The sequence below is a fragment of the Micromonospora sp. NPDC048907 genome (assembly GCF_055586885.1).
The window spans coordinates 764,388-786,677 of record NZ_JBVJHI010000002.1 but is presented as its reverse complement, the minus strand read 5'-3'; the positions used below and the strand labels follow the sequence as shown (position 1 = coordinate 786,677).

Annotated in this window: 26 protein-coding genes and 2 tRNA genes; 15 read left to right on the top strand and 13 right to left on the bottom strand. The window is 71.5% G+C overall.

Annotation, left to right across the window (positions count from 1 at the left end; all coding sequences use genetic code 11):
• Positions 1–121 precede the first annotated feature (121 nt).
• Positions 122–514, bottom strand: a complete 393-nt coding sequence (locus tag ACZ6PY_RS08765; RefSeq protein WP_466070522.1) for a hypothetical protein — start codon at positions 512–514, stop codon at positions 122–124.
• Positions 515–799: 285 nt separating this feature from the next.
• On the opposite strand from ACZ6PY_RS08765, the gene ACZ6PY_RS08760 reads away from it, so the two are divergent.
• The 5 genes from ACZ6PY_RS08760 to ACZ6PY_RS08740 all read left to right on the top strand — a co-directional run bounded on the left by ACZ6PY_RS08760 (position 800) and on the right by ACZ6PY_RS08740 (position 5,650).
• Positions 800–872: transfer RNA gene (locus tag ACZ6PY_RS08760), tRNA-Asn, on the top strand.
• A gap of 172 nt (positions 873–1,044) precedes the next feature.
• Positions 1,045–3,162, top strand: coding sequence for an MMPL family transporter (locus ACZ6PY_RS08755; RefSeq protein ID WP_466070520.1), 2,118 nt, complete (start codon positions 1,045–1,047; stop codon positions 3,160–3,162).
• Positions 3,155–4,417 carry an NAD(P)/FAD-dependent oxidoreductase gene (locus ACZ6PY_RS08750; RefSeq protein WP_466070518.1) on the top strand — a complete coding sequence of 421 codons (1,263 nt, stop codon included), beginning with the start codon at positions 3,155–3,157 and terminating at the stop codon, positions 4,415–4,417. Before ACZ6PY_RS08755 ends, ACZ6PY_RS08750 begins: the two co-directional genes overlap by 8 nt.
• A 161-nt stretch (positions 4,418–4,578) precedes the next feature.
• Positions 4,579–4,655: transfer RNA gene (locus tag ACZ6PY_RS08745), tRNA-Ile, on the top strand.
• 665 nt (positions 4,656–5,320) lie between these two features.
• Positions 5,321–5,650, top strand: coding sequence for a hypothetical protein (locus tag ACZ6PY_RS08740; RefSeq protein WP_466070516.1), 330 nt, complete (start codon positions 5,321–5,323; stop codon positions 5,648–5,650).
• 239 nt (positions 5,651–5,889) lie between these two features.
• Here the strand turns inward: ACZ6PY_RS08740 and ACZ6PY_RS08735 are convergent, their stop codons facing one another.
• From ACZ6PY_RS08735 to ACZ6PY_RS08725, 3 genes are all read right to left on the bottom strand, one after another.
• Positions 5,890–6,459 (bottom strand): hypothetical protein, encoded by a 570-nt coding sequence (locus ACZ6PY_RS08735; RefSeq protein ID WP_466070514.1) that lies wholly within the window; start codon positions 6,457–6,459, stop codon positions 5,890–5,892.
• 247 nt (positions 6,460–6,706) lie between these two features.
• Entirely contained in the window at positions 6,707–6,934 is a 228-nt protein-coding gene (locus ACZ6PY_RS08730) for a hypothetical protein (RefSeq protein WP_466070512.1), read from the bottom strand.
• 370 nt (positions 6,935–7,304) lie between these two features.
• On the bottom strand, positions 7,305–7,493 hold the full coding sequence (locus tag ACZ6PY_RS08725) for a hypothetical protein (RefSeq protein ID WP_466070510.1): 189 nt from the start codon (positions 7,491–7,493) through the stop codon (positions 7,305–7,307).
• Between the two features lie 109 nt (positions 7,494–7,602).
• Between ACZ6PY_RS08725 and ACZ6PY_RS08720 the strand changes: the two genes are divergently transcribed.
• The 6 genes from ACZ6PY_RS08720 (at position 7,603) to ACZ6PY_RS08695 (ending at position 12,315) form a co-directional block, all read left to right on the top strand.
• The gene (locus ACZ6PY_RS08720) at positions 7,603–7,914 is read left to right on the top strand and encodes a hypothetical protein (protein WP_466070508.1); all 312 of its coding nucleotides are present in this window, start codon (positions 7,603–7,605) and stop codon (positions 7,912–7,914) included.
• 976 nt (positions 7,915–8,890) lie between these two features.
• Positions 8,891–9,238: a PadR family transcriptional regulator gene (locus ACZ6PY_RS08715; RefSeq protein ID WP_466070506.1), complete on the top strand. Its 348-nt coding sequence runs from the start codon at positions 8,891–8,893 to the stop codon at positions 9,236–9,238.
• 2 nt (positions 9,239–9,240) lie between these two features.
• Positions 9,241–9,621 (top strand): DUF1048 domain-containing protein, encoded by a 381-nt coding sequence (locus tag ACZ6PY_RS08710; protein WP_466070504.1) that lies wholly within the window; start codon positions 9,241–9,243, stop codon positions 9,619–9,621.
• Positions 9,618–10,430: an ABC transporter ATP-binding protein gene (locus tag ACZ6PY_RS08705; protein ID WP_466070502.1), complete on the top strand. Its 813-nt coding sequence runs from the start codon at positions 9,618–9,620 to the stop codon at positions 10,428–10,430. Before ACZ6PY_RS08710 ends, ACZ6PY_RS08705 begins: the two co-directional genes overlap by 4 nt.
• A complete protein-coding gene (locus ACZ6PY_RS08700; RefSeq protein WP_466070500.1) occupies positions 10,427–11,191 on the top strand; it encodes an ABC transporter permease in 765 nt (254 codons plus the stop codon). The genes ACZ6PY_RS08705 and ACZ6PY_RS08700 overlap by 4 nt, the downstream gene beginning before the upstream one ends.
• A gap of 224 nt (positions 11,192–11,415) precedes the next feature.
• Complete coding sequence (locus ACZ6PY_RS08695) at positions 11,416–12,315, top strand: phosphotransferase family protein (RefSeq protein ID WP_466070498.1); 900 nt, start codon at positions 11,416–11,418, stop codon at positions 12,313–12,315.
• A 21-nt stretch (positions 12,316–12,336) separates the two neighbouring features.
• Here the strand turns inward: ACZ6PY_RS08695 and ACZ6PY_RS08690 are convergent, their stop codons facing one another.
• The 6 genes from ACZ6PY_RS08690 to ACZ6PY_RS08665 all read right to left on the bottom strand — a co-directional run bounded on the left by ACZ6PY_RS08690 (position 12,337) and on the right by ACZ6PY_RS08665 (position 17,447).
• The gene (locus ACZ6PY_RS08690) at positions 12,337–12,741 is read right to left on the bottom strand and encodes a hypothetical protein (RefSeq protein ID WP_466070496.1); all 405 of its coding nucleotides are present in this window, start codon (positions 12,739–12,741) and stop codon (positions 12,337–12,339) included.
• Positions 12,742–13,016: 275 nt separating this feature from the next.
• Entirely contained in the window at positions 13,017–14,441 is a 1,425-nt protein-coding gene (gene rox / locus ACZ6PY_RS08685; RefSeq protein WP_466070794.1) for a rifampin monooxygenase, read from the bottom strand.
• Between the two features lie 328 nt (positions 14,442–14,769).
• The gene (locus tag ACZ6PY_RS08680; protein WP_466070494.1) at positions 14,770–15,219 is read right to left on the bottom strand and encodes a DUF6069 family protein; all 450 of its coding nucleotides are present in this window, start codon (positions 15,217–15,219) and stop codon (positions 14,770–14,772) included.
• Positions 15,220–15,296: 77 nt separating this feature from the next.
• Positions 15,297–16,295 carry an RNA polymerase subunit sigma-70 gene (locus ACZ6PY_RS08675; protein WP_466070492.1) on the bottom strand — a complete coding sequence of 333 codons (999 nt, stop codon included), beginning with the start codon at positions 16,293–16,295 and terminating at the stop codon, positions 15,297–15,299.
• A 120-nt stretch (positions 16,296–16,415) separates the two neighbouring features.
• Positions 16,416–16,808 carry a hypothetical protein gene (locus ACZ6PY_RS08670; RefSeq protein ID WP_466070490.1) on the bottom strand — a complete coding sequence of 131 codons (393 nt, stop codon included), beginning with the start codon at positions 16,806–16,808 and terminating at the stop codon, positions 16,416–16,418.
• A 114-nt stretch (positions 16,809–16,922) separates the two neighbouring features.
• Complete coding sequence (locus ACZ6PY_RS08665) at positions 16,923–17,447, bottom strand: DinB family protein (protein ID WP_466070488.1); 525 nt, start codon at positions 17,445–17,447, stop codon at positions 16,923–16,925.
• A gap of 109 nt (positions 17,448–17,556) precedes the next feature.
• Here ACZ6PY_RS08665 and ACZ6PY_RS08660 point away from each other — a divergent pair, with 109 nt between their 5' ends.
• Positions 17,557–18,000, top strand: coding sequence for a DUF5990 family protein (locus ACZ6PY_RS08660; protein ID WP_466070486.1), 444 nt, complete (start codon positions 17,557–17,559; stop codon positions 17,998–18,000).
• Between the two features lie 104 nt (positions 18,001–18,104).
• Positions 18,105–18,494: a hypothetical protein gene (locus ACZ6PY_RS08655; protein WP_466070484.1), complete on the top strand. Its 390-nt coding sequence runs from the start codon at positions 18,105–18,107 to the stop codon at positions 18,492–18,494.
• 43 nt (positions 18,495–18,537) lie between these two features.
• Here the strand turns inward: ACZ6PY_RS08655 and ACZ6PY_RS08650 are convergent, their stop codons facing one another.
• Complete coding sequence (locus ACZ6PY_RS08650) at positions 18,538–19,125, bottom strand: TetR/AcrR family transcriptional regulator (protein ID WP_466070482.1); 588 nt, start codon at positions 19,123–19,125, stop codon at positions 18,538–18,540.
• 72 nt (positions 19,126–19,197) lie between these two features.
• Here ACZ6PY_RS08650 and ACZ6PY_RS08645 point away from each other — a divergent pair, with 72 nt between their 5' ends.
• Positions 19,198–20,403 (top strand): FAD-dependent monooxygenase, encoded by a 1,206-nt coding sequence (locus ACZ6PY_RS08645; RefSeq protein WP_466070480.1) that lies wholly within the window; start codon positions 19,198–19,200, stop codon positions 20,401–20,403.
• A gap of 4 nt (positions 20,404–20,407) precedes the next feature.
• Here the strand turns inward: ACZ6PY_RS08645 and ACZ6PY_RS08640 are convergent, their stop codons facing one another.
• Both ACZ6PY_RS08640 and ACZ6PY_RS08635 read right to left on the bottom strand, forming a co-directional pair.
• A complete protein-coding gene (locus tag ACZ6PY_RS08640; protein ID WP_466070478.1) occupies positions 20,408–20,935 on the bottom strand; it encodes an SRPBCC family protein in 528 nt (175 codons plus the stop codon).
• A gap of 2 nt (positions 20,936–20,937) precedes the next feature.
• Complete coding sequence (locus ACZ6PY_RS08635; protein ID WP_466070476.1) at positions 20,938–21,246, bottom strand: ArsR/SmtB family transcription factor; 309 nt, start codon at positions 21,244–21,246, stop codon at positions 20,938–20,940.
• An 87-nt stretch (positions 21,247–21,333) separates the two neighbouring features.
• On the opposite strand from ACZ6PY_RS08635, the gene ACZ6PY_RS08630 reads away from it, so the two are divergent.
• Positions 21,334–22,263 carry an LLM class F420-dependent oxidoreductase gene (locus tag ACZ6PY_RS08630; protein WP_466070474.1) on the top strand — a complete coding sequence of 310 codons (930 nt, stop codon included), beginning with the start codon at positions 21,334–21,336 and terminating at the stop codon, positions 22,261–22,263.
• Positions 22,264–22,290: the final 27 nt, after the last annotated feature.

The window sequence follows — 22,290 nt, the reverse complement described above, 5'->3', positions numbered from 1 at the left end:
CTATTAACAAACAAACCCCCCTACCTTTGTGTACCGTCTCCGCTATTTGTGCTTGTGTTGGTTTTGCGCCTGCGGGGCGCGGGCGGGGCCCCCCCCGCCCCCCCCCCCGCTCCCGCTCGGGTCAGAGGTTGGTGCTCGTGCCCGACGACCTGGTGGTCGACGAGCCGGTCGCACTGGTCGAGCCCGTGCCGGTCGAGCCGGACTTGGCGCCGACGGCGGCCGGCGTGCCCGCGAACGGCTTGTCGGCGTCGGTCAGCCCCGGCTTGCTGCTGGAGCCGTTGCCGTTGCCGGTGCCCAGCTTCTCGCCGAGCTTCGTCTGCCCCAGCTTGTCCTTGCCCTCCGAGTAGAGCCGGGTCGCCTGGGCCTGCGCGACCCCCGCCGCCTCCTGGACGGTCGGGTGGTCGAGCACCTTGCGACCCCGGACCACCAGCTCCTCGTACTTCTCTCGGCCGGCACGGGCGCCCAGGACGAATCCCGCAGCCAGCCCGCCAAGAAACATGATCTTTCCGCGCATGGCGGCTCCTTCCGTACCTGACGCGCCGCCGATCCCGACCGGGAGGTCCCGGCGGGAGCGACCTTCTCGCGCCTGCATTCTCTGTCGGCGGCTAACTACCCATCCTGCTCTCCGCTCATGCCTCCCTGTGCCGAGATGGCGATTTGTCCGGTATTCTGAGCGGGCTCCGGGGTGGGCCACCGGGCGGCGGAAGTCGGGTAACCCCCTGGCGCACCACCCCCCGATGTCCTGTACTCTTGTCCCCGTCGCACGGCACGGAGAGATCCGCAGCCGGGTGATCTACGGTCCCCCGTAGCTCAATTGGCAGAGCAGCCGGCTGTTAACCGGCAGGTTTTTGGTTCGAGTCCAAACGGGGGAGCTCCACTCACGCAACGCCCGTCGGCCCAGCCGGCGGGCGTTTCCCGTGGTGCCGCTCCCGCCCGCCGGTCGGGTGGTTTCCGCCCGCCGGTGCCGCCTCGCCCGGCAGGATGGTCGATGTCGACTTAGACTCGCGCTGCGTCGATCGCTGCGTCGATTCAGGGGTGGATGGGATGGCCGGAAGGCGGAGCCGCTGGACCGCGACGCTGGTCGCGGCCGTCATCGTGCTGGGCTGGCTGGTCGTCGGCGGCCTCGCCGGCCCCTACTCGGGGAAGCTCGGCGACGTCGCCACCAACGACAACGCCGCCTTCCTCCCCGCCGACGCCGAGGCCACCCGGGCCCAGGACCTCGCCGCCGGCTTCGTGGAGCGGGAGACCACCCCGGCGCTCGTCGTCTACGAGCGCGCCTCCGGCATCACCCCCGCCGACCAGGAACGGATCCGGAACGAGGCGGCCCGCTTCGCCCACCTGCCGGGCGTCGTCGGCCCGCTGCCGCCGCCGATCGTCAGCCAGGACCGGCAGGCCGTGCAGGTGATCGTCCCGATCGACGCGGCCGAGGGCGAACAGATCGGCGCGGTGGTCGACCAGCTGCGGGACATCGCCGGCGCCGACCGGGACGGGCTCACCGTCGACGTGGCCGGCCCGGCCGGCCTGCTCGCCGACCTGATCGAGGTGTTCACCGCCATCGACGGGCCGCTGCTGCTCGTCACCCTGGTCGTGGTGCTGGTCATCCTGCTGATCGTCTACCGCAGCCCGGTGCTCTGGGTCTTCCCGCTGCTCGCCGCCGGGATGTCGTACTCGCTGGCCTCGCTCGTCGTCTACCTCCTGGCGAAGAACGACGTCGTGAAGCTCAACGGGCAGGCCCAGGGCATCCTCACGGTCCTCGTCTTCGGCGCCGGCACCGACTACGCCCTGCTGCTCATCGCCCGCTACCGGGAGGAGCTGCACCGGCACGAGCGACCCTGGGAGGCCATGCGGGCCGCCTGGAAGGGCGCCGCCCCGGCCATCATCGCCTCCGGCGCCACGGTCATCGTCAGCCTCCTCTGCCTGCTGCTGTCCAGCCTCAACTCCAACCGGGCACTCGGCCCGGTGAGCGCCGTCGGCATCGCCGCCACCCTGCTGGTGATGCTGACCTTCCTCCCCGCCCTGCTGATGCTCGGCGGGCGGTGGGCGTTCTGGCCCCGGCGACCCCGCTTCGACCACGCCGACCCACGGACCGAACACGGCATCTGGGGGCGGATCGCGGGCTTCGTGGCGCGCCGCGCCCGTACCGTCTGGATCGTCACCGCGGTGGTCCTCGCCGCGCTCGCCCTCGGGGTGACCCAGCTCGGCGCCACCACCCTCGGCCAGTCCGACCTGTTCACCCAGCGCACCGACTCGGTGGCCGGCCAGGAGGTGATCGCCCGCCACTACCCGGCCGGCACCGGCAGCCCGGCCACCATCTTCACCGACCAGGCCGCCGCCGAGCAGGTCGCCCGGGTGGCGCAGGGCGTGCCGGGGGTGTCCTCGGTCCGGCCGTTCAGCCGTCAGGGGCCGACCGGGACGCCCACGGTCGTCGACGGGCGGGTGCAGCTGGAGGCCACCCTCGCCGACCCGCCGGACAGCAACGGCGCCGAACGCGCCGTCCGCGAGCTGCGCGTGGCGGTGCACCGGGTGCCCGGCGCGGACGCCGTCGTCGGCGGCTTCACGGCCATCAACGTGGACACCGCCGACGCGTCCACCCGGGACCGCAACGTCATCATCCCGGTGGTGCTGCTCGTCATCGCGGTCATCCTGGCGCTGCTGCTGCGGGCCCTGCTCGCCCCGGTGCTGCTGATCGCCACGGTCGTGCTGTCGTTCCTCGCGACGCTCGGCCTCTGCGCGCTGATCTTCCGGTACGTCCTCGACTTCCCCGGGGTGGACCAGTCCTTCCCGCTGTTCGCGTTCGTCTTCCTGGTCGCGCTCGGCATCGACTACAACATCTTCCTGATGAGCCGGGTCCGCGAGGAATCGGTCCGGCGCGGCACCCGGGCCGGCGTGCTCACCGGCCTGGCCGTCACCGGCGGCGTGATCACCTCCGCCGGCATCGTGCTCGCCGCCACCTTCTCCGCGCTCGCCGTGCTGCCGCTCGTGGTGCTCGTCGAGTTGGGCGTGGCGGTCGCCGCCGGGGTGCTGCTCGACACCATCGTGGTCCGCTCGCTGCTGGTGCCCGCGCTCGCGTACGACATCGGGCCGAAGATCTGGTGGCCGGGCCGGCTGTCCCGGACGAACCGCAACGGCGACCGGGCCGGGACGGAGGCGGACCGTGCCTGAGGAGACGGACGTCGTCATCGTCGGCGGTGGCCTGGCCGGCCTCGCCGCCGCCCGCCGGCTGCACCGCGCCGGCGTGCCCTGGCGGCTGCTGGAAGCCGCCGACCGGCTCGGCGGCCGCGTCGCCACCGACGAGGTCGACGGCTACCTGCTGGACCGGGGCTTCCAGGTGCTCAACACGGCGTACCCGCGCCTCGGCGGCCTGGTCGACCTCGGCGCCCTCGACCTGGGCTGGTTCACCTCCGGCGTGCTGGTGCGCCGCGGCGACCGGCTGGACCGCCTGGTCAACCCGCTGCGCGACCCCGCCGGCGCGCCCGGCACGGTGGCCGCGGGCGTCGGGTCGCTTGTCGACCGGCTGCGCTTCGCCGCGCTCGCCACCGGCTGCGCCACCCTGCCGGTGGGCCGGCTGCTCAACGCGCCCGAGACCACCAGCGAGGCCGCGCTGCGCCGGGCCGGGCTCTCCGCCGCGTTCATCGAGGAACTGGTCCGGCCCTTCCTCTCCGGCGTACTGCTCGACCGCGAGCTGGCCACCTCCAGCCACGTGCTGGCCGTCCTCCTGCGCGCGTTCGCCCGGGGCCGGATCGGGCTGCCCGCCCGCGGCATGGCCGCGCTGCCCCACGCCGTCGCCGGCCCGCTGCCCGCCGAGCTGATCGACCTGCACACCCCGGTCGCCGAGGTCGCGCCCGGCCGGGTCCGCACCCCCGCCGGCGACATCGCCTGCCGCGCCGTCCTGGTCGCCGCGGACCCGCCGGCGGCCGCCACGCTGCTGCCCCGGCTCCAACGGGTACGCATGCACAGCTACACGACCTACTACCACAGCACCGACACCCCGCCGCTTGCCGAGCCGATCCTGCTGCTCGACGGCGAGCGGCGCGAGCTGGTCGCCAACACGGTGGTGGTCAGCAACGCGGCACCCACCTACGCGCCGGCCGGGAAGCACCTGGTGGCCACCTCGGTGGTCGGCCCGCAGGCCCCGCCCGAGCCGCTGGTCCGCCGCGAGCTGGACCGCCTCTACGGGCGCTCCACCGCCGACTGGACCCACCTGGCGACCGTGCCGGTGCCGCACGCGCTGCCCGCCGCGCCGCCACCGCAGGGCCGGCTGCGCAAGCCGGTCGCGCTCGGCGACGGGCTCTACGTCGCCGGCGACCACCGGGACACCCCCTCCATCCAGGGGGCGCTGGCGAGCGGCTGGCGGGCCGCCGGCGCGGTGCTCGCCGAGCTGCGCGGCACGGACGCAGCGGGACCACCCGCACCCTGACCGATCCCCGGCGATGCCCGCTCGGGCCTGCACCGGTGGCACCGAAAGGGACGCTGCACGCTGTTATCCTCGCGTTGCCCATCGTGCCGGCCAGATCATCAACCGGCCCGACGGGTGATGGCCGGTGATCCGTTGAGCGGGTTACGATCCGGCGCGGTAGCGGGGCGGTAGCTCAGCGGGTTAGAGCAGGGGACTCATAATCCCTCGGTCGCGGGTTCGAGTCCCGCCCGCCCCACCAACCGTTTGCCCTGCTCAGCCATGCTGCCGGCGACCCGGACGGACCGCGTCAAGGTCCGGTCCGACACCCTCAGTCCGCACTGAGTCCGCAGCAGCACGACCCGCTGCCCGGTCCAAGCGGTCCGCGACCTGGTCCAGGTCGTCCTCGAGCAGCGGATACAGGCTCCGTCTTAGGGGCGGCGGCCAAGCGGCCAGCGGGCGTGCCATTAGCGTGCCATTGAGCGAGGCCAGCAGGGGCCAGCCGAGGCCACCAGCGACCGCCGCCACCAGGCGGCCACGCCGTTGGCCTGCCGGACATCGACAATTCCCAAGCTGCCAGTCTCTGACCCCAGCCTGACCCCAGCAGGACGCCAACAGCCGCCACCAGATGAACGCCGGCCACGAGCCAGCAGGCAGGCGAAGCGGGTAACGGCGGATGCGGGACGCTCCTACGGATTAGATGGTCAGCACGGACCGGCCGTACAGCCATCCGTACAGCCAAGACCCTCCACAGACGCCGACGCTGCCCGACAGCAGCGGACGGGCTGACCAGGAGCGCAACCACCTGACCAGCCATCCCTGATCTTCTTCTAGCCCCCAGGCCCGGCGATGTCCGCCTCGTCCTGACGGGACGGGAGGAGAGCGGGGCGTCGGTACAGTCACGGCGACTCTGGGGAGGTTACCGACATGGCAGAGGTCGACAAGGCGGTCGAGCGGATCCGGGCGACGTGGGCATACCGGCTGCTGGTCGTCGGCTACCGCTGCCTTCTCCTCGGGCCGCTCATGATGGGTCTGACCATCGGGGCGATTGCACTCTGGTCCCTGAAGCCACCACTGGTCTGGGTGCCGATCGCCATCACGTTTGGGACAGTGTTTGTCGGGGTGGCCGGGATATGGGTAGGGCTAGCGACTCTGTACACCCGTCGGCTCATGCCACGGGGTGGCACCAACCGACACGCAGCCCTGATGAAGACCCTGCGACAGGACGTGATGCCGCGAGCGAGGCGTGGCACGTAACGATCCGCATCTAGTCCGCAAGAGGTCGGCGGACGGCGGGGGAGCAGTGTGAGGGTGTCGAGAGGCGTTTCCGCTGCTAGACCGCCATTTGGCCAGGTCGGTGGGACGGGCAGTTTGATCTCATAATCCCTCGGTCGCGGGTTCGAGTCCCGCCCGCCCCACCAACCGTTTGCCCTGGTCAGCCATGCTGCGACGACCGGGACGGACCGCGTCGAGGTCCGGGAGATCCGCTTGAACGGCTACAGCCACTCCATGTCGATGTTGCCGGAGTAGACGCGCGCAACGCGATAGTCAGGGCGTCCGAACAGCTCCGCTTCGCCGTTGTAGATCGCAATGAGGGAGCCTGCCCCATGCCACCAGGTGTCGACAATGCCGGCAGTCACTGGCACGGGTCGCATACCGGAGAGGTCAAGGTCGGCAACCGCATCGCCAGAAAGCTTGGTTACCGTCTCTGCGATGTGCTCTGCCGACTGGGCGAGTGCCAGCGACTCGACCCAGCCTTCGATTCGGGCGTGCAGAGGCACCCAACTATCCATGGCGATGCCGAAGCTTCCGCGAGGCCCGATCAGGAAGGAGTACGGCACCGCCGTCCGTTGCGGTCCTGCCTCGAACCACCAGCCCGGCTCGGGAAAGTGGTTCTCCCACTCCGGTGTATCGGCGCACAGCATTCGCGGCCCCCCGTCGTAACTGAACGATGGAGGTAGGGAGAGCCCGCCCCAGCGAGCCTGATGGCTCTCCGCCTGGTCAACGACTTCCGACGGGATGCCGTTGGCCTCCCACTGCTCGCGCCGGTCACTGACAGAGGGCACGTCGAGCCAAACTCCATGGACCGCCACGAAGCGGTGAGCCCGAGCACTCAGGCTGGACGGTGCGTCACGGAGGTGTCGCCTCACGAGGGCAGCCTATTCGATCATCCTTGCGCCTCTGGCTGCGCAGCTAACCGGACAGCAAAGACCGCCGACCAGCGGCGACCCTGCCCGACAACGGCAGACGCGCTGATTAGGCGGGCTGTCACCTGGCCACCCATCCCTCTTGTTCTAGACCCCGCGGCCTAGCTCAGTCGAGCAATCCTGGAACCCGCTCCTGAAGCTGAGCTGTCACCCGCGACAGCCCGGCGTTCAAGTCGTCGCCGTCCCACCGCACGAAGTCCCCGCCCAGCGGGTTGCCTGACACCAGCACCGTCCAGCGGCCCCGTTGGCGTTCGCCGTCCATCTTGATCATGGCGACCAGGCCACGATCGCCGAGCTGGGCCAGCAACTCCGCCAGGCACTCATCCCACCCCATCGCCGGCTATTCGATCACGGCCGCTCAGGGACGCGCAGCCGCATCCAATCCGCAAGAGGTCGACGGATGATGGGAAGGTGGTGGAGATGTCGAGAGGCGTGTCCGCTGCTGGACCCCGATCTGCCCAGGTCAACGGAGCCGGCAACTCGATCTCATGTCCCTCGGTCGCGGGTTCGGGTCCCGTCCGCCCCGCCAGCCGCTTTCCCTGGTCAGTCATGCTGTCGATGACCCGGACGAACCGCGTCGAGGGCCCCACCTTGGCCACGTCCGGGCAGGCTGAACGGTCTACGACCGCCCCACGAGGAGATCCGCTTCCTCTCCTGGTTGCTACGCTTCGCGACCCGGAAGGGAGGAATCCGTGGGCAAGTTCCTAGCCCGCCTTCGCAAGGTCGACCGAGGCGCGCCTGCTTCGGGCCTCAACCCGGAAGGCGCTGCCCTTGGTCTCGCAGCGGCCCGCCGGCTGAGGGAACTCGGAAACGTCAAGATTCAGCGCGGTCTGACCGAAGCGGAGCTTGCTCGCGTGGAGGACACCTTCGGCTTCCAGTTCGCCGACGACCACCGCGCGTTCCTGGCCGCCGGGCTACCGACCGGCCCTTCTTGGCCTGACTGGCGACGAGGAGACCCAGGCTGCCCTCCGCGATCGCCTTGCGTGGCCCATCCATGGCGTGTTGTTCGATGTCGAGCACAACGGCTACTGGCATGAAATCTGGGGAGACCGGCCGAGCAACCGCCGGGAGGCGGTCGCGGCCGCCGAGCCGCACCTCCGCAAAGTGCCGCAGATGGTGCCCGTGTTCGGCCACCGCTTCCTGCCCGCGGGCCGCGGCTCGTACGGGCACCCGATCCTGTCGATGTACCAGACCGACATCATCTACTACGGCGACGACCTGGAGGACTACATCCATTCGGAGTTCGGTGGACCGGCGCCGAACCGAGACCAGGAGCCACAGGCCACCGTCGCCTTCTGGAGAGAATTTCTCTAGTCCGTTCTGTACAGAGCCATCCGTACAGCCAAGACGGCCAGCCGCCGCCGACATTTCCCCCACGCTGACGGACGCGCGGAGCAGGGACACCGCTCCTTGGGCAGCCCGCTTCGACCTACTTCTCATCACACCGGCCGCCGCCTGGCCGTGGAGTCCGCATCCAGCTCGCAAAAGGTCGACGGACGGCGGGGGAATGGTACGAGTTGCCGAAGCTGGTGTCATTCCTTCACGCGCCGCGGCGTCTCCGCCACCAGGTCCTCAGCATGCCGACGTCGGAACTCCACCACCGTCAGTGCGGTTGCGGCCAAGAGCGTCAGTGGGGAGAGGACTAGGAGGTAGACGGCCCACGGCGTGATGAACCCCAGGAGGAAGCACGCGACCACGACGATGGGCCATGACCACGCCAGGATGCCCGGTCCCCAGAACCGCCATGGCGATGCCCCTGGTGCTGCCTCCCACGAGTTCAGGCGGCCGAGCAGTGCGCTGATCGCGCTTGACCACCCGCACAGCAGGGTCAGGATGCATACAAACGGACCTAGGCCATCGGGCACGGCAAGATTGTTTGGCCCGCCCACCAGAAGCGCAAGGGCGGAAGGTTCCCAGCGCTCCGAGGTGACGGCCTCTGCGCGGCGGTCCGCATCTAGTCCGCAAGAGGTCGAGGGACGGCGGGGGAGTGGTGAGAGCTGTCGAGAGCTATTTCCGGATCCTCGGCGTGAGCCCGAAGGCGTTCCGCAAGGGCTGAGCCGCCCGGGGCCGCCACGAGGAGCGGCCGATGACCACGCGAGGAGACCCGTTTCCTACGTTCTCATCGCCGGGTTGGACGGCGTTCTGGGCTCCTACCAGTGGCGACGAGGGTTCACGCGCCCGCCGACTGGAACGTTCTGAGATCCCTCGGTATTCAGCGTTGCTATCTACCGGTACCTAGTGTTACGGTCTACCGGTAGTCAGCGTCGCTTGGTAGCGAGGGGAAGACGGCATGGGCAACCAGATGACCGAGATGCTCAAGGGCACTCTCGAAGGCATCGTCCTGGCGATCCTGGCCCGCAGATCCGCGTACGGCTACGAGATCACCGCGTGGCTGCGCGACCGCGGCTTCTCGGACATCGCGGAAGGCACGATCTACGCGCTGCTCGTCCGCGTCGAGCAGCGCGGGTTCGTGGACGTGCAGAAGGTTCCGTCCGAAAAGGGACCCCCGCGGAAGGTGTATTCGCTCAACGCGAAGGGGCGGGAGCAACTCGCCGAGTTCTGGAGGACGTGGAGCATCCTCGCGGAACGCATCGAGCAACTCCACCACAACGACAACCAGCACCACGAAGGAGCATGAGCATGGCCGCGAAGTGGATCGAGACGCTCGTCGGGTCGCTCGAGCAGAAGAAGCAGTACAAGCACCACATGGCTCGCATGGAGGCCCTGCCGGAGCCCTATCGCAGCGCGGCCAAGGCTCTTCAGCGGTACTTCATGTACCAGGGAGGGGTCATCGACGGGGACAGCCTCATCACGATGCTCGGCGACTTCGTCGACCTCTGGGAGCGTGCGGTCGCCGACGGAACGCCGGTCCGCGCGATCGTCGGCGACGACCCGGTCGAGTTCGCCGAGACGTTCGTGCAGGCGTACTCCGGCAAGCAGTGGATCGACAAGGAACGCGCTCGCCTGCGGAACGCGATCGACGCCGCCGCCGGCGACACCGGCGAGGAGAAGAGCGCATGACCACCAGGACGCGCGAACCCGCGATCAGGGTGCGGGCCATCACCAAGTCCTACAAGGACCTGCAGGTGCTGCGGGGCGTCGACTTCGACGTGGCGGCCGGGAGCATCTTCGCTCTGCTCGGCTCGAACGGCGCCGGGAAGACCACGCTGGTGCGGATCCTGGCGACGTTGCTGAAGGCGAACACCGGCACCGCGACCGTCCACGGCTTCGACGTCTCCTCGGCCCCGGGCGACGTACGCAAGTCGATCAGCCTGACCGGCCAGTTCGCCGCAGTCGACGGGGTGCTCACCGGCCGGGAGAATCTGGTCCTGGTCGCGAAGCTGCGCCACCTGAAGAACCCGGGTGCGATCGCCGACGACATGCTCGCCCGTTTCTCGCTCACCGATGCCGGGAATCGCCGGGCGGCGACGTACTCGGGCGGCATGCGCCGGCGGCTGGACATCGCGATGAGCCTTGTCGGCAACCCGCCGGTCGTCTTCCTCGACGAGCCGACCACCGGCCTCGACCCGCAGGCCCGCATCGAGGTCTGGCAGACGGTGAAGCAGCTCGCCAAGGATGGCACGACCATCCTGCTGACCACCCAGTACCTCGACGAGGCCGAGCAACTCGCCGACCGGATCGCCATCCTGCACAAGGGCACGATCATCCAGAACGGCACTCTCGCCGAGCTGAAGCAACTCCTCCCGTCCGCCAAGGCCGAGTACGTCGAGAAGCAGCCGACCCTCGAGGACGTCTTCCTCGCCCTCGTCGGCGACACCAGTGACACCGCCGGCACGGCAGCCGTGTCCGTAGGGGAGGAATCCCGATGACCGCCCACGTCCTCAGCGACACCGGAACCCTCACCGGCCGCTCGCTGCGCCACATCCTCCGCAGCCCGGACACCATCATCACCACAGCGGTCACCCCCGTCGCGCTGATGCTGCTCTTCGTGTACGTGCTGGGCGGAGCCATCAACATCGGATCCGACGAGTCGTACATCAACTACATGCTCCCGGGCATCCTGCTCATCACGATCGCGTCCGGCATCGCCTACACGGCGTACCGCCTGTTCCTCGACATGCAGGGCGGCATCTTCGAGCGCTTCCAGTCGATGCCGATCCCGCGGCCTTCGGTGCTCTGGGCGCATGTCCTGACCTCACTCGTCGCCAACCTGGCCTCGATCGTGATCGTCACCGGCGTTGCGCTGATCATGGGTTTCCGCACCGGCGCATCCGTAGCCGACTGGCTCGCCGTCGCGGGCATCCTGATCCTGTTCACGCTCGCCCTCACCTGGATCGCCGTGATAGCGGGCCTGTCCGCCAAGACCGTCGACGGCGCGAGCGCTTTCAGCTACCCGCTGATCTTCCTGCCCTTCATCAGCTCGGCGTTCGTCCCCACCGACTCGATGCCTGGCCCGGTCGCGTGGTTCGCCGAGAACCAGCCGGTGACGTCCATCGTGAACACGCTCCGCGCGCTGTTCGCGCAGCAACCCGTCGGCGCCGACATCTGGATAGCCCTCGCCTGGTGCGCCGGCCTGCTCGTGGCCGCCTACGTCGCCGCGACAGCGATCTACCGCAAGAAGATCAGCTGACCGATCGCCAGAAGACAGCGCCGCATCCCGCACGGATGCGGCGCTGTCGTCCGCGTAGGTCCGCCACCGAAGCGTGGCGGGGTGGCAGCATCCGGCATGGCACCGCCGTCGCAGTCGGGTCCGGGGCCCTCACCGGGATCCGGGTAAAGCGGGTGCGTCGGCGAGCTGCCAGCCCTAGGTTGCGCGGGGTGGACCTTTCCCATCTCGGCGTACCGATCGGTCCGATGATCCGGGTGCACGGTGGGTTCGCCAACCGGCTGTACCGGCTCGACACCGACCAGGGGTCTTTCGCGGTGAAGGAGCTGAACCTCCTCGATCGCCGCTGGACCTACCGCGCCGAGGACGTGTTCAGGTTCGAGCGGGCGGCCTTCGCCGCCGGCATCCCGATGCCGGAGCCGATCTCGGCCGATCACCGGACGCTCGTGCACCGGTGGGTGGAGGGCGAGAAGATGCCCGAAGCGCCCGTGTCGCCGGCGTACGCGTTCGAGATCGGTGAGATCCTCGCGCGGCTCCACGCGCTCGACGTCGCGTGGACCCACGTGTCGATCGAGGAGCCGACGCCCTGGGACTGGCCCGAACTCGCCGAGCGGGCGGTGGCGACCGGACAGCCGTGGGCCGGCGAACTCACTGCCCAGGTCGAGACGTTTCTCGCGATCGCCCACTTCGTCGACACCTGCGAGCGGCCAGGCCCCGTCGTGCTGACCCACCGGGACATCCATCCGTGGAACCTGCTCGCTCGCGGGGGCCGGCCGGTGGTGCTCGACTGGGAACTCTCGGGGATGCTCGACCTGTCCGGTGAGCTCGGCTCGACCGCGCTGAGCCTCGCGAAGGGACCCGGCTTCGACGATCTTGAGCCGGCCATCTTCCGCTCGGTTCTCGACGGCTACGTCGCCGGAGGCGGAGTGCTGCCGCCGCCGGGTCCAAGCTGGTTCGTGTTCACGGTCGGTGGCTGGCTGGGGTTCACGAGGTGGAACATCCTCCGCTGCCTCGCCGGGGTCGAGGCGAGCACCGGCCCTGACCTTGCCCTGTCGCACGAGTCGGTGCGCAACGGGGTGCGCGGCCTCCCCGAACTGTTCGGCCGGCTTCCTGAGCTCGAGGCCTGTCTGGTCCCGCCGCACGCCTGACGTTCGGTCCGGGTCTCGTGGTCAGTCCAGGTAGTAGTCGGCTCTCCAGCGGGCTTCCTCGGCTACCGAGAAGGTGTCGAAGTCGCCGGCGGCTTCGCATTCCCGCAGGTAGCGGAGGGCTTCTGCCGCCTCCTCGGAGCCGTCGGCCGCCAGGTGTGCCCTGGTCGCGTCCAGTCCTGCTCCGCAGAGCAGTTGGACGTCGATCGAGCAGTGGGCGTCCCAGCTCGACTCCTTGGCGTGCCAGATGACGAGCACGTCGCTTAGGTGGCCGGCGTTGAACAGTTGCAGGCAGCACAGCTTCATGAGCTCGGTGTCCTGGTCATGCTGCGCAAGGTACGCCTGGGCTCGGAGTATCTCCCGGATGTGCGGCAGGTCGGCGGAGGACGGCTGGAGGCCGTAGCGGCGAAGGCATTCGTCCTCGTTCACGGGTCTCCCTCTGCTGGACGTGGCAGCGTTCCTGGCGCGCCTTCGTCTGGTCCGGGTCCGGCATCGAGCCGGACCTCGCGGCCGACGAGTTTGCGGTTCCGCACCGGATGGTCGCAGCCGCACCGGACGGTGCCGTGGCCACTGGACCTGCACAGGACCGGCCGCGGGGGCGGCCCGGCTGATCGGGCCACCCCCGCGCCTCGGAGCCGGACCACCCGGCGGGAGTGAGCGGATCGGGTCGGGTACGCAGCAGGTGACGGCGAGGATCGACGGAATCAGATGGTGGGCGTGCCGAACCAGCGGGTGAGGTGGTCGTCCAGGTCCTGCTGGTCGTCGCCGATCCAGGCGACGTGGCCGTCGGGGCGGAGCAGGACGCCCGGAACGTCCAGTGCCGCGGTGGGGTCCGCGAGGTGGTCGACCCGGTCCGCCCAGCCGCCCACGGTCAGGCGTTCGGTGCGGTCCAGCAGCAGGCCGCGGCCGCGATGCAGCAGGCCGTAGAGGTGGCCCTGTTTCACCTCGATGTCGGGCAGGCGGCGGCCGAGCAGGTCCGGGCCCGGGCCGAAGTCGTAGCGGATGCCGGTCGCGGTGATCTTCTCCAGCAGGAAGCGGTTCACCTCGTCGAAGTCCATCAGCTCGGTGAGCAGCCTGCGCACGGCCTGCGGGCCCGGTCCGGCGGACAGCAGTTCCAGCTGGGCGCGGGTGTTGTCCAGCACGTCCTCGGCGACCGGCTGGCGTTCGGCCTGGTAGGTGTCCAGCAGCGTGTCCGGCGCCCAGCCCCGCACCTGCGCGGCCAGCTTCCAGCCGAGGTTGAACGCGTCCTGAACACCCAGGTTGAGGCCCTGCCCGCCGATGGGCGGATGGATGTGCGCCGCGTCGCCGGCCAGCAGCACCCGCCCGACCCGGTACCGTTCGGCCAGGCGGGTGGCATCCCCGAAGCGGGACAACCAGCGCGGGGAGTGCACGCCGAAATCGGTCCCGGCGATGGCGCGCAGCTGGTGCTGGAAATCGGCCAGGGTGGGCGGCTCCGCGCGACCGCTGACTCCCGCGGTGGGGACCACGACGCGGTAGACCCCGACGCCGGCGGGGCCGAAGCTGAACCGCTTGTCGGTCGCGCGGACCTCGGTCACCCTGGCGGCGATCTCCTCCGGCGGCACACCCACTTCCATCTCGCCCATCAGCGTCTCGGTCCGCGACGGCTCGCCGGGGAAGCCGACGCCGAGGAGTTTGCGCACCGTGCTGCGCGCGCCGTCACAGCCGACCAGATAGCGCGTACGCAGCTGTTCGCCGCCGGCCAGCTCGACGGTCACACCGTCGTCGTCCTGCGTGAGACCGGCCACCGCGCAACCGTGCCGGACCTGCGCACCCAGTCCGACCGCATGGTCTTCGAGCAGGTGGACGATGACCGGCTGCGGAATGCCCAGCAGGTAGGCGTACGCGGAGTCGAGGCCCGCGGGAGCGGGTTTGTCGATGGCGGCGAAGAAGCCGGCGGCCGGGCGCCGCCTGGCGCGGTCGCGGATGCGCTCCAGCAGCCCGCGCATCGCCATCAGCTCGATGCTGCGGATGTGCAGGCCGACGATGCGGACGTACGACGGGGGCTCGGTCTCCTTCTCCAGGACGAGCACCCGCACATCGTGCAGCCGCAGTTCGGCGGCCAGCATGGCACCGGTCGGCCCGCACCCGGCGATGACGACGTCGAACATGGGGGACGCGGGTTCGGTGCCGGACGCGGGTGCGGGTGCGGGTGCGGGGAGCGTGGGGACGTCGTTCGCGGTGGCGTCGCGCCGGACCGCATCGGTCGGCGACGGCGTGGCGGTGGACTGAGGAGAGCGCACAGGTGATGCCTTTCGGGAGTGCCCTGGTGGCGAGGCGCTCCCGGCGACACCTACGTCAGTCGCCGGCCACGACGGAGAGGGGGAGCACCCACATCGGTACAACGTTCATGGGTCTCACCTCCTCGGGCGGTGTCACGGCCAGCTGCAAGTTACAAGCCCGGCCAGCATCCCGTCCACTCCTTTGTCAGCCGCGTGCTCACCACGTCCGCGTGCGGAGGCCGCGCGCCAGGGTGGAGATCATCACCGTGGCGGGGACGAGATGCAGCCCGATGAGGGCGGTGATGGTGGCGGTGTCCGCCCCGGAGACGAGGGGCGGGACCACCGAGAGCGCGGTCAGCGCCACCGCCGTCCACACGAATCGCGGTGCGGGGCGGGCGCTCCACCGAAGCAGCGCCGCGGCGATGACGATGCCCACGACGCAGAAGAAGCCGGTCACCACGGCGAACCCGGCCAACGGGATCGTCTCGCCACCGTCGGGGATCTCGAAGTCGACCCCGGCGGCCCGGGCCAGCGCGGCGGCGAGGGTGGTGGCCGCCATCGCCGCGAGCGTGGCACCGAGGCCGGTGACGGCGAGCCCGCGGAGTCGGCGGCTGGTCCGGCCCGGTGCCGGACCGGCGGCGACCCCGGTGTCATCCATGCTGCTCATGTCGTTCCTCCATCTGTCGATGACCGTGTGACGGCCTGGCCGGGACGGTGGGCGTCCGCGCCGGGATCCACCCGGGGCTACTCGGTGCCGTCCGCCAGCAGGCACTCCGGCAGCCCGAGCCGCGGGAACTGGTCGTCGTGGAAGGTGGTGATCTCGGTGATCGCCCCGCCGGTGATGCGCAGGACGTCGATCGTCAGCGGCAGGTACGCGCCCTCCTGCTCCCGCCAGAGGTAGAAGGCGGCGGCGGGTTGCCGGTTCACGGACGTGCGGACGCAGCGCAGCCGCCCCAGCTCCGGGAAACCGTCCTCGACCCAGTCGGTCAGCACGGCCTCGCGGCCGACGTGCAGGCCGGGCGTGGGCGGCATCGAGCAGCGGACGTCGTCCCGCAGCATGGCCGCGAGAGCGTCGAGGTCCTTGGCGACGCTGGCGTCGGTGAACCGGCGCACCAGCGCGCGCGTCCCGGCGTCCTCCTCGCCGCCGGTCCAGTCCTGCCGCTCGGCGGGCAGGTGCTCCCGCATGCCGGCGCGGGCCCGCTGCAGCGCGCTGTTCACGGAGTTGACCGAGTCCCCGAGGAGTTCCGCGACGTCCCTCGCCGGCCAGCCCAGCACGTCCCGCAGGATCAGCGCGGCCCGTGGGCGCGGCGCGAGGTGCTGGACCGCGACGAGGTACGCCAGCTCGATCGTCTCCCGCGCGACGGCGACGGCCTCCGGCTCGTCCGCGTCGCCCGCGGGCAGTTCGTCGAGCAGCCGGTCCGGGTAGGGCTGCAACCAGGGCACCTCGCCGCCGGTCGCCGGCTCCGGGCGGCGCCTGGCGAGCAGGTCCAGGCAGGCGTTCGTGGCGATCCGGTACAGCCAGGCCCGGAACGTCGACCGGCCCGCGAAGGTCTCCCGCCGCCGCCAGGCACGCAGGAGCGTCTCCTGCACGGCGTCCTCGGCGTCCTCGAACGACCCGAGCATCCGGTAGCAGTGCACGTGCAGCTCCCGCCGGTGCCGCTCCGCCAGGCCCGCGAACGCCGGCTCGTCGATCTCGTCCAGCCCGCTCACGCCCAGCTCCTCCAGCCGCGTGTCCGCACTCATCGCGTCATCCTTCCGCCTCGTCCGGTCCCGTCATAGGTATGACGGGTGCGGGCGCGACAACTCATCACCGGGGGCCGGCCGGGTCGGCCGATCCGGCGCGCGGGCGGAGGGTCGGCTACCTCACCGGCGCGCGGTGAGGGGGGCGAGGACGAGGACGGCGACGCCCAGCGCGGCGGCGCCGACCGCCCACCACCAGAAGAATCCGGAGAAGACCGAGGCGATCAGGAGCCCCACGCCGAGGCCGGCGAGCAGGCCGAGGCCGAACATGCCCCGCGGGGGCAGGGCGAGGTACGGCAGGCGCCGCACCACGAGCACCTCCAGCCAGGTGCCGCCCACCGTCAGCAGCGCGGCGCCGACCCCGTCGACGGCGGACAGCCCGTGACCGTCGCTGACCGGCACGAGGACCCGGCCCTCGTCGCCGGCGGGGACGAGGAGGACGAGCACGCCGGCGACGACGAGCGCGGCGGCGACGGTCACCTGGGTACGCGGTGCGGCCCGGATATCGGAAGACATCGCTTCAGTCTTGGTCATCCGGCAGGTTCCCGGCAGGAGCCGAATCGCCGAACATCGACAGGCCGACGGTCACCACCGCATTCGTGACCCCGCCTTCCAGCGGCAGGGGACGCGCTACTCGTTGACGATCTGCTCGCGGAGGATGTCCGCGTGCCCGCAGTGCTGGGCGAGCTCGCGCAGCACGTGCAGATAGACCCACCGCAGCGGAAGCGGGCCCCGCGGGTGCCCGCGAAGGATGTCGTCCAGACCCAGGGATGACGTCGCCCGGCGTGCTGCCTCGCAGGCTTCGCGGTGCGCGCGCTGGACGGTGGCGATCGTGTCGCCGTCATCGAGGACGAACGAATCTTCCGACCTTGCCGGGATGCCGATCTCCGCGCGCGACCGGCCCGTCACGGCCTGGTCGAACCAGACCTTCTCCACGAAGGTCGCGTGCTTCACCAGACCCAGCAGCGTCGTCCGGGAGGCCACCAACGACCGGCGCGCCTGTTCCTCGGTCAGCCCCTCCAGGCAACCGTTGAGCGTGCCGCGGTGCTCGTCGAGGAACGCCTCGAACTGGGCGTGTGCGGGCTGTGCGATGACCTGGTCGGCGAAGGTGGGTGGAAAGGACGGCATGGGCGCAGCATTCCAGACCGTCGTCATCCGGGGGCGACTCACGGGTACGAGCGGTCGGCTGACGTGTCGGTGCGCCGGAGGCCGACGTGGACATCCCGGCCCGGACGCCGCGTCGGACCCGCCCTACAGTCGGAGCATGCTGATCCGGATCGAGGGCACCGACCTGCCGGGGCGGCGCGCCGGCGCCGAGGCGGACCTGCTCCGGCTGCGCAACGTGCAGGTGGGGATGCAGTGCCGGGCCGAGGTGGTCGACCGGGTCGCGGTCGACGCGGAGGAAGCGGCCTGGCAGGTCGAGGTCACCAGCCGCGAGGTGGACGGACTGCTCGACGTGGGCGGGCCGTGGGTGCACGGCCGTCCCGGGGCGCGCTTCCTCTACCTGAGCTGGGGTGCGGTGACCGGCGACCGCTTCGAGATGTTCCGCCGGGCGAAGCTGCTGTTCGGTGACGTCCCGCCCGAGCTGCTCCGGGCCGGCCACGACGGTGCCGGTGCGCTGGTGGGCCGGCTCGGGCTGACGGACGCCCGGGGCGGGCCGATCTGTGCCCGGGTCCGGCCGCCCCAGGTGCGCTGGACCCTCGGGTGACCGGTCGCGAGAGCGGCTGAGCCAGCACCGCACGGTTGAGGTGCCGCGCCCGACCGAGTACGCATGCTCATCCGCGCGGCTCCGCGAGCCGGCAGGATCGGGCCGTGACGAAGACGACGCGTACCCTGCTCGGCGGCCTGCTCCTGGCGGCCGCCACCGTCGGCGCCTGGTGGGCCTGGCTGGGCTGGGAGTCGGGCTACACGGTCGATCCGGAGACCGGCGCGACCAGCGGCCCGTACGCCGTCTGGCAGGTGGCCGCCGCCGTGCTCACCCTGCTCGTGATCGCCGCCGTGGGCGGCTGGTTCCGGAGTCCGTGGCTGGTGGCGCCGGTGATGACGGTGGCCTTCACCGCGGCCTGGGCGGTCCGGGCCGCGTCGACGGACGACACCGGGCTCTGGGCCGTGGGTGCGGCCCTCGTCGCCATCGGCACCGCCATCGGCGCGACCGTGGTCGGCGGCGGCGCGGCGTTGCTGCGCCGGCGGCGCGCGGGATGACAGCACCCTCGCCGGCGGGCCGGTCCGGCTGCTCGGGGTCGCCTCAGCCCTGACCGTCGCGGAAGTCGGCGGCCAGGACCCGCAGCGCCCGGGTCAGTTCCCGCGCCGAGGGAGCCGCCGCCGGGTCGACCAGCCACTGGGCCGCGACGCCGCCGATCAGCGCCTGGTGGAAGGCGCCGAGGGCGAGCGCGGTCGACTCGTCGAGGCCCGGGTCGAGCCGGTGGAAGACCTCGGCCAGCCCGAGCCGGGCCTGGCGGGTGACCCCGGTGAACGCCTCCCGCAGCTCGGGCGCCCGGTCGAGCTGCGGGATCAGCTCGAACTGGACGGCCCACAGCGGCCGTAGCCGGGTGAACGACTCGATGATCCGCTCCCACGCCGCCTCGAAGCGCTGCTCGGGCGTGGCGTCCGGCCCGGCGTCCTCGGCGAGGGCGCGTCCCAGCTCCTCGCCCCACTCGGCCATGGCCTCCACGAGCGCCTCGTTGAGCAGCGCCTTCGTGGTGCGGAAGTGGTAGCCGATGGCGGCCAGGCTGGTGCCGGCGGCGCCGGCCACGTCCCGGGCCGTGGTGGCCGCGTAGCCCTTCTCCATGAGGCAGCGCTTCGCCCCGGCCAGCAGGTCCTCCCGATTTCCCATGCCGAGCAGCCTAACCGATTCCTGGAACAAACGTCTTGCACAAACGTCTAACACGCTTGTACCGTCAGTGGCATGACTGATGTGCTGATCTCCGGCGCCGGTGTCGCCGGCCCCGCGCTCGCCTGGTGGCTGCGCCGCCACGGCTTCCGGCCGACAGTCGTCGAGCGCGCCCCGGCGCTGCGCGACGGGGGCTACAAGGTGGACGTCCGGGGCGCGGCGCTGACCGTGCTGGACCGGATGGGCCTGCTGGAGCAGGTGCGCCGGCGCGACACCGGGATGCGGTCCGCCCGCTTCGTGGACGCGTCCGGCGCGCAGCTGGCCACCATGGACGCCGCGCTCTTCGGCGGCCGGGAGGGGGACGACGCCGAGGTGATGCGCGGGGATCTGGCCCGGCTGCTCGTCGAGGCGACCGGCGACGTGGAATACCTCTTCGGCGACTCGATCGCCACGCTGGATCCGGCCGCCGGCGGCGTGGACGTGACCTTCGCCGGGGGCGGGCGCCGCCGCTTCGACCTGGTGGTCGGCGCCGACGGGCTGCACTCGACGGTACGCCGGCTCGCGTTCGGTCCCGCCGCCGCGCACCTGCGCCCGCTCGGGCACCACATCGCGATCTGCACCGTCCCGGCCGAGTTCGGCGAGGAGCGGATCGAGCTGATGTACCCGGCGCCGGGCCGGACCGTCGGGGTCTACCGCACCGCCGGGGCGCCGGACGCCCGGGCGCTGTTCCTCTTCCCGTCGCCCCCCGAGGAGCCCGATCACCGGGACCTGCCCGCCCAGCGGGCCGTGCTGGCCCGGGCGTACGCGGGGGCCGGGTGGCGGGTGCCCGAGCTGCTCGCCGCGGCCGCCGACGCGCCGGATCTCTACCTCGCGCCCATGAGCCAGGTGCGGATGGACGGCTGGTCCACCGGCCGGGTCGGGCTCGTCGGCGACGCCGGTTACGGCCCGTCGCCCGCCTCCGGGCAGGGCACCAGCCTCGGGCTGGTCGGGGCGTACGTGCTGGCCGCCTCGCTGGCCGAGGCCGGTGGGGACCCGGTGGCCGGCTTCGCCGGGTACGAGCGGCGGATGCGCCCGTTCGTGACGGCGAACCAGCTGCTGGCCGAGCGCAACCTCAGGGGGATGGTGCTCACCTCGGCCGCGCAGATCCGGTTCCAGACGCTCATGCTGCGGCTCGTGCCGCGCCTGCCCGGCCGGGACCGCATGATCCGCCGGGTCACCGAGCCGATCCGCCGGGCGGCCACCGCGATCACCCTGCCGGACGCCCCGGCCGCCACCCGCTGACCCGTCAGTCCGCCAGGCGCTCGTCGTACGCGGCCCGCAGCTCGTTCCAGCCGAACTCCGTGGCCTCGGTGCCCCGGATCGGGCCGACCGGGTCGCCGTCGAGCAGGTGGCCGGCCACGTCGAGGCAGAGGTGCCAGCCGGCGGCCATGCTGGCGCCCAGCGCGCGGTCATCGAAGCGGTGCCGCAGCGTCAGCCGGGTGCCGTCCTCCGTGCCGGCCAGCTCCCAGCGGAGCAGGCCGTCGCCCCAGGTGTACTCGAGCAGGGTGGGCGGCTCGGCGCGCCGCACGGTGGCCGGGGCGGGCCAGCGCCGGTCGCCGTCGACGGTGGTCAGCGTGACCGCCCCGGGTGCGGCCAGGTCACGGTCGGCGAGGAAGGGCGCCCACTGGGCGAGCCGGTCCGGCTCGGTGAGCGCCGCCCACACCCTGGCCGGCGGGTGCCGCAGGTCGCGGACGAGGACCAGGTCCCACCGGTCGCCGGCCGGCGCCCAGGAGACGTCGGCGAGCGGGCCGGGCCGGAAGCTGTCGCGGTCCATGGTCACTCCTCACTGTCGAGATGGCGTTCCAGGGCGTCGAGGTGGTCGGACCACATCCGCCGGTACGGCCCGAGCCAGTCGTCGACGGCGCGCAGCGGGCGCACGTCGAGCCGGTAGATCCGCTGCTGGGCTGCGGTGCGGCAGCTCACCAGGCCGGCCTCCCGCAGCACCTTCAGGTGCTTGGAGACGGCCGGTTGGCTCATGCCGAGCGCGGCCACGAGGTCGCCGACGCTGCTCTCCGCCCGGCGCAGCCGGTCGAGGATGCGGCGTCGGGTGGGCTCGGCCAGCACGGCGAAGGCATCCCCGGACACCCCCACAATATGCCCCGACGCTCATATGCCTGTCAAGGAATACGAGGCGCGCACGCGGCGGGTCCGCCCGCTTTCTATGCTCGGGGCATGGAACTGCGGATCTTCACCGAACCCCAGCAGGGCGCCAGTTACGACCAGCTGCTCGCCGTGGCGCGCCGCGCCGAGGAGACCGGCTTCGGCGCCTTCTTCCGCTCCGACCACTACCTCAAGATGGGCTCGGTGAGCGGCGACCCCGGTCCGACCGACGCCTGGACCACCCTCGCCGGCCTGGCCCGGGACACCAAGACGATCCGCCTCGGCACCCTGATGACGGCGGCCACCTTCCGGCTGCCCGGCCCGCTCGCCATCACCGTCGCCCAGGTCGACCAGATGAGCGGCGGCCGGGTCGAGCTGGGCATCGGCACCGGCTGGTTCGCCGAGGAGCACACCGCGTACGGCATCCCGTTCCCGCCGCTGGGCGAGCGGTTCGACCGGCTGGAGGAGCAGCTCGCGGTCATCACCGGGCTCTGGGCGACGCCGGCCGGCGCGACCTTCGACTTCCCCGGCAAGTACTACCCGGTCAGCGACTCCCCGGCGCTGCCCAAGCCGGTCCAGCAGCCCCGCCCGCCGATCCTGCTCGGCGGCATGGGCCCGAAGCGGACGCCCCGCCTCGCCGCCCGGTACGCCGACGAGTTCAACCTGCCGTTCGCCTCGGTCGAGGACTCGGCCGCGCAGTTCCAGCGGGTCCGGGAGGCCTGCGCCGAGGCCGGCCGGGACGCGTCGAGCATGACCTGGTCCAACGCGCTGGTGCTCTGCTGCGGGCGGGACGACGCCGAGGTGGCCCGGCGCGCCGCGGCCATCGGGCGGGACCCCGCGGAACTGCGGGAGAACGGCGCGGCCGGCACGCCCGCCGAGGTCGTCGACAAGCTCGGCCGGTACGCGGAGATCGGCAGCGAGCGGGTCTACCTCCAGGTGCTCGACCTGGCCGACCTGGACCACCTGGAGCTGGTCGCCGCCGAGGTGATGCGGCAGGTGTGACACGCGGTCGTGGACGACGCCGGCGCG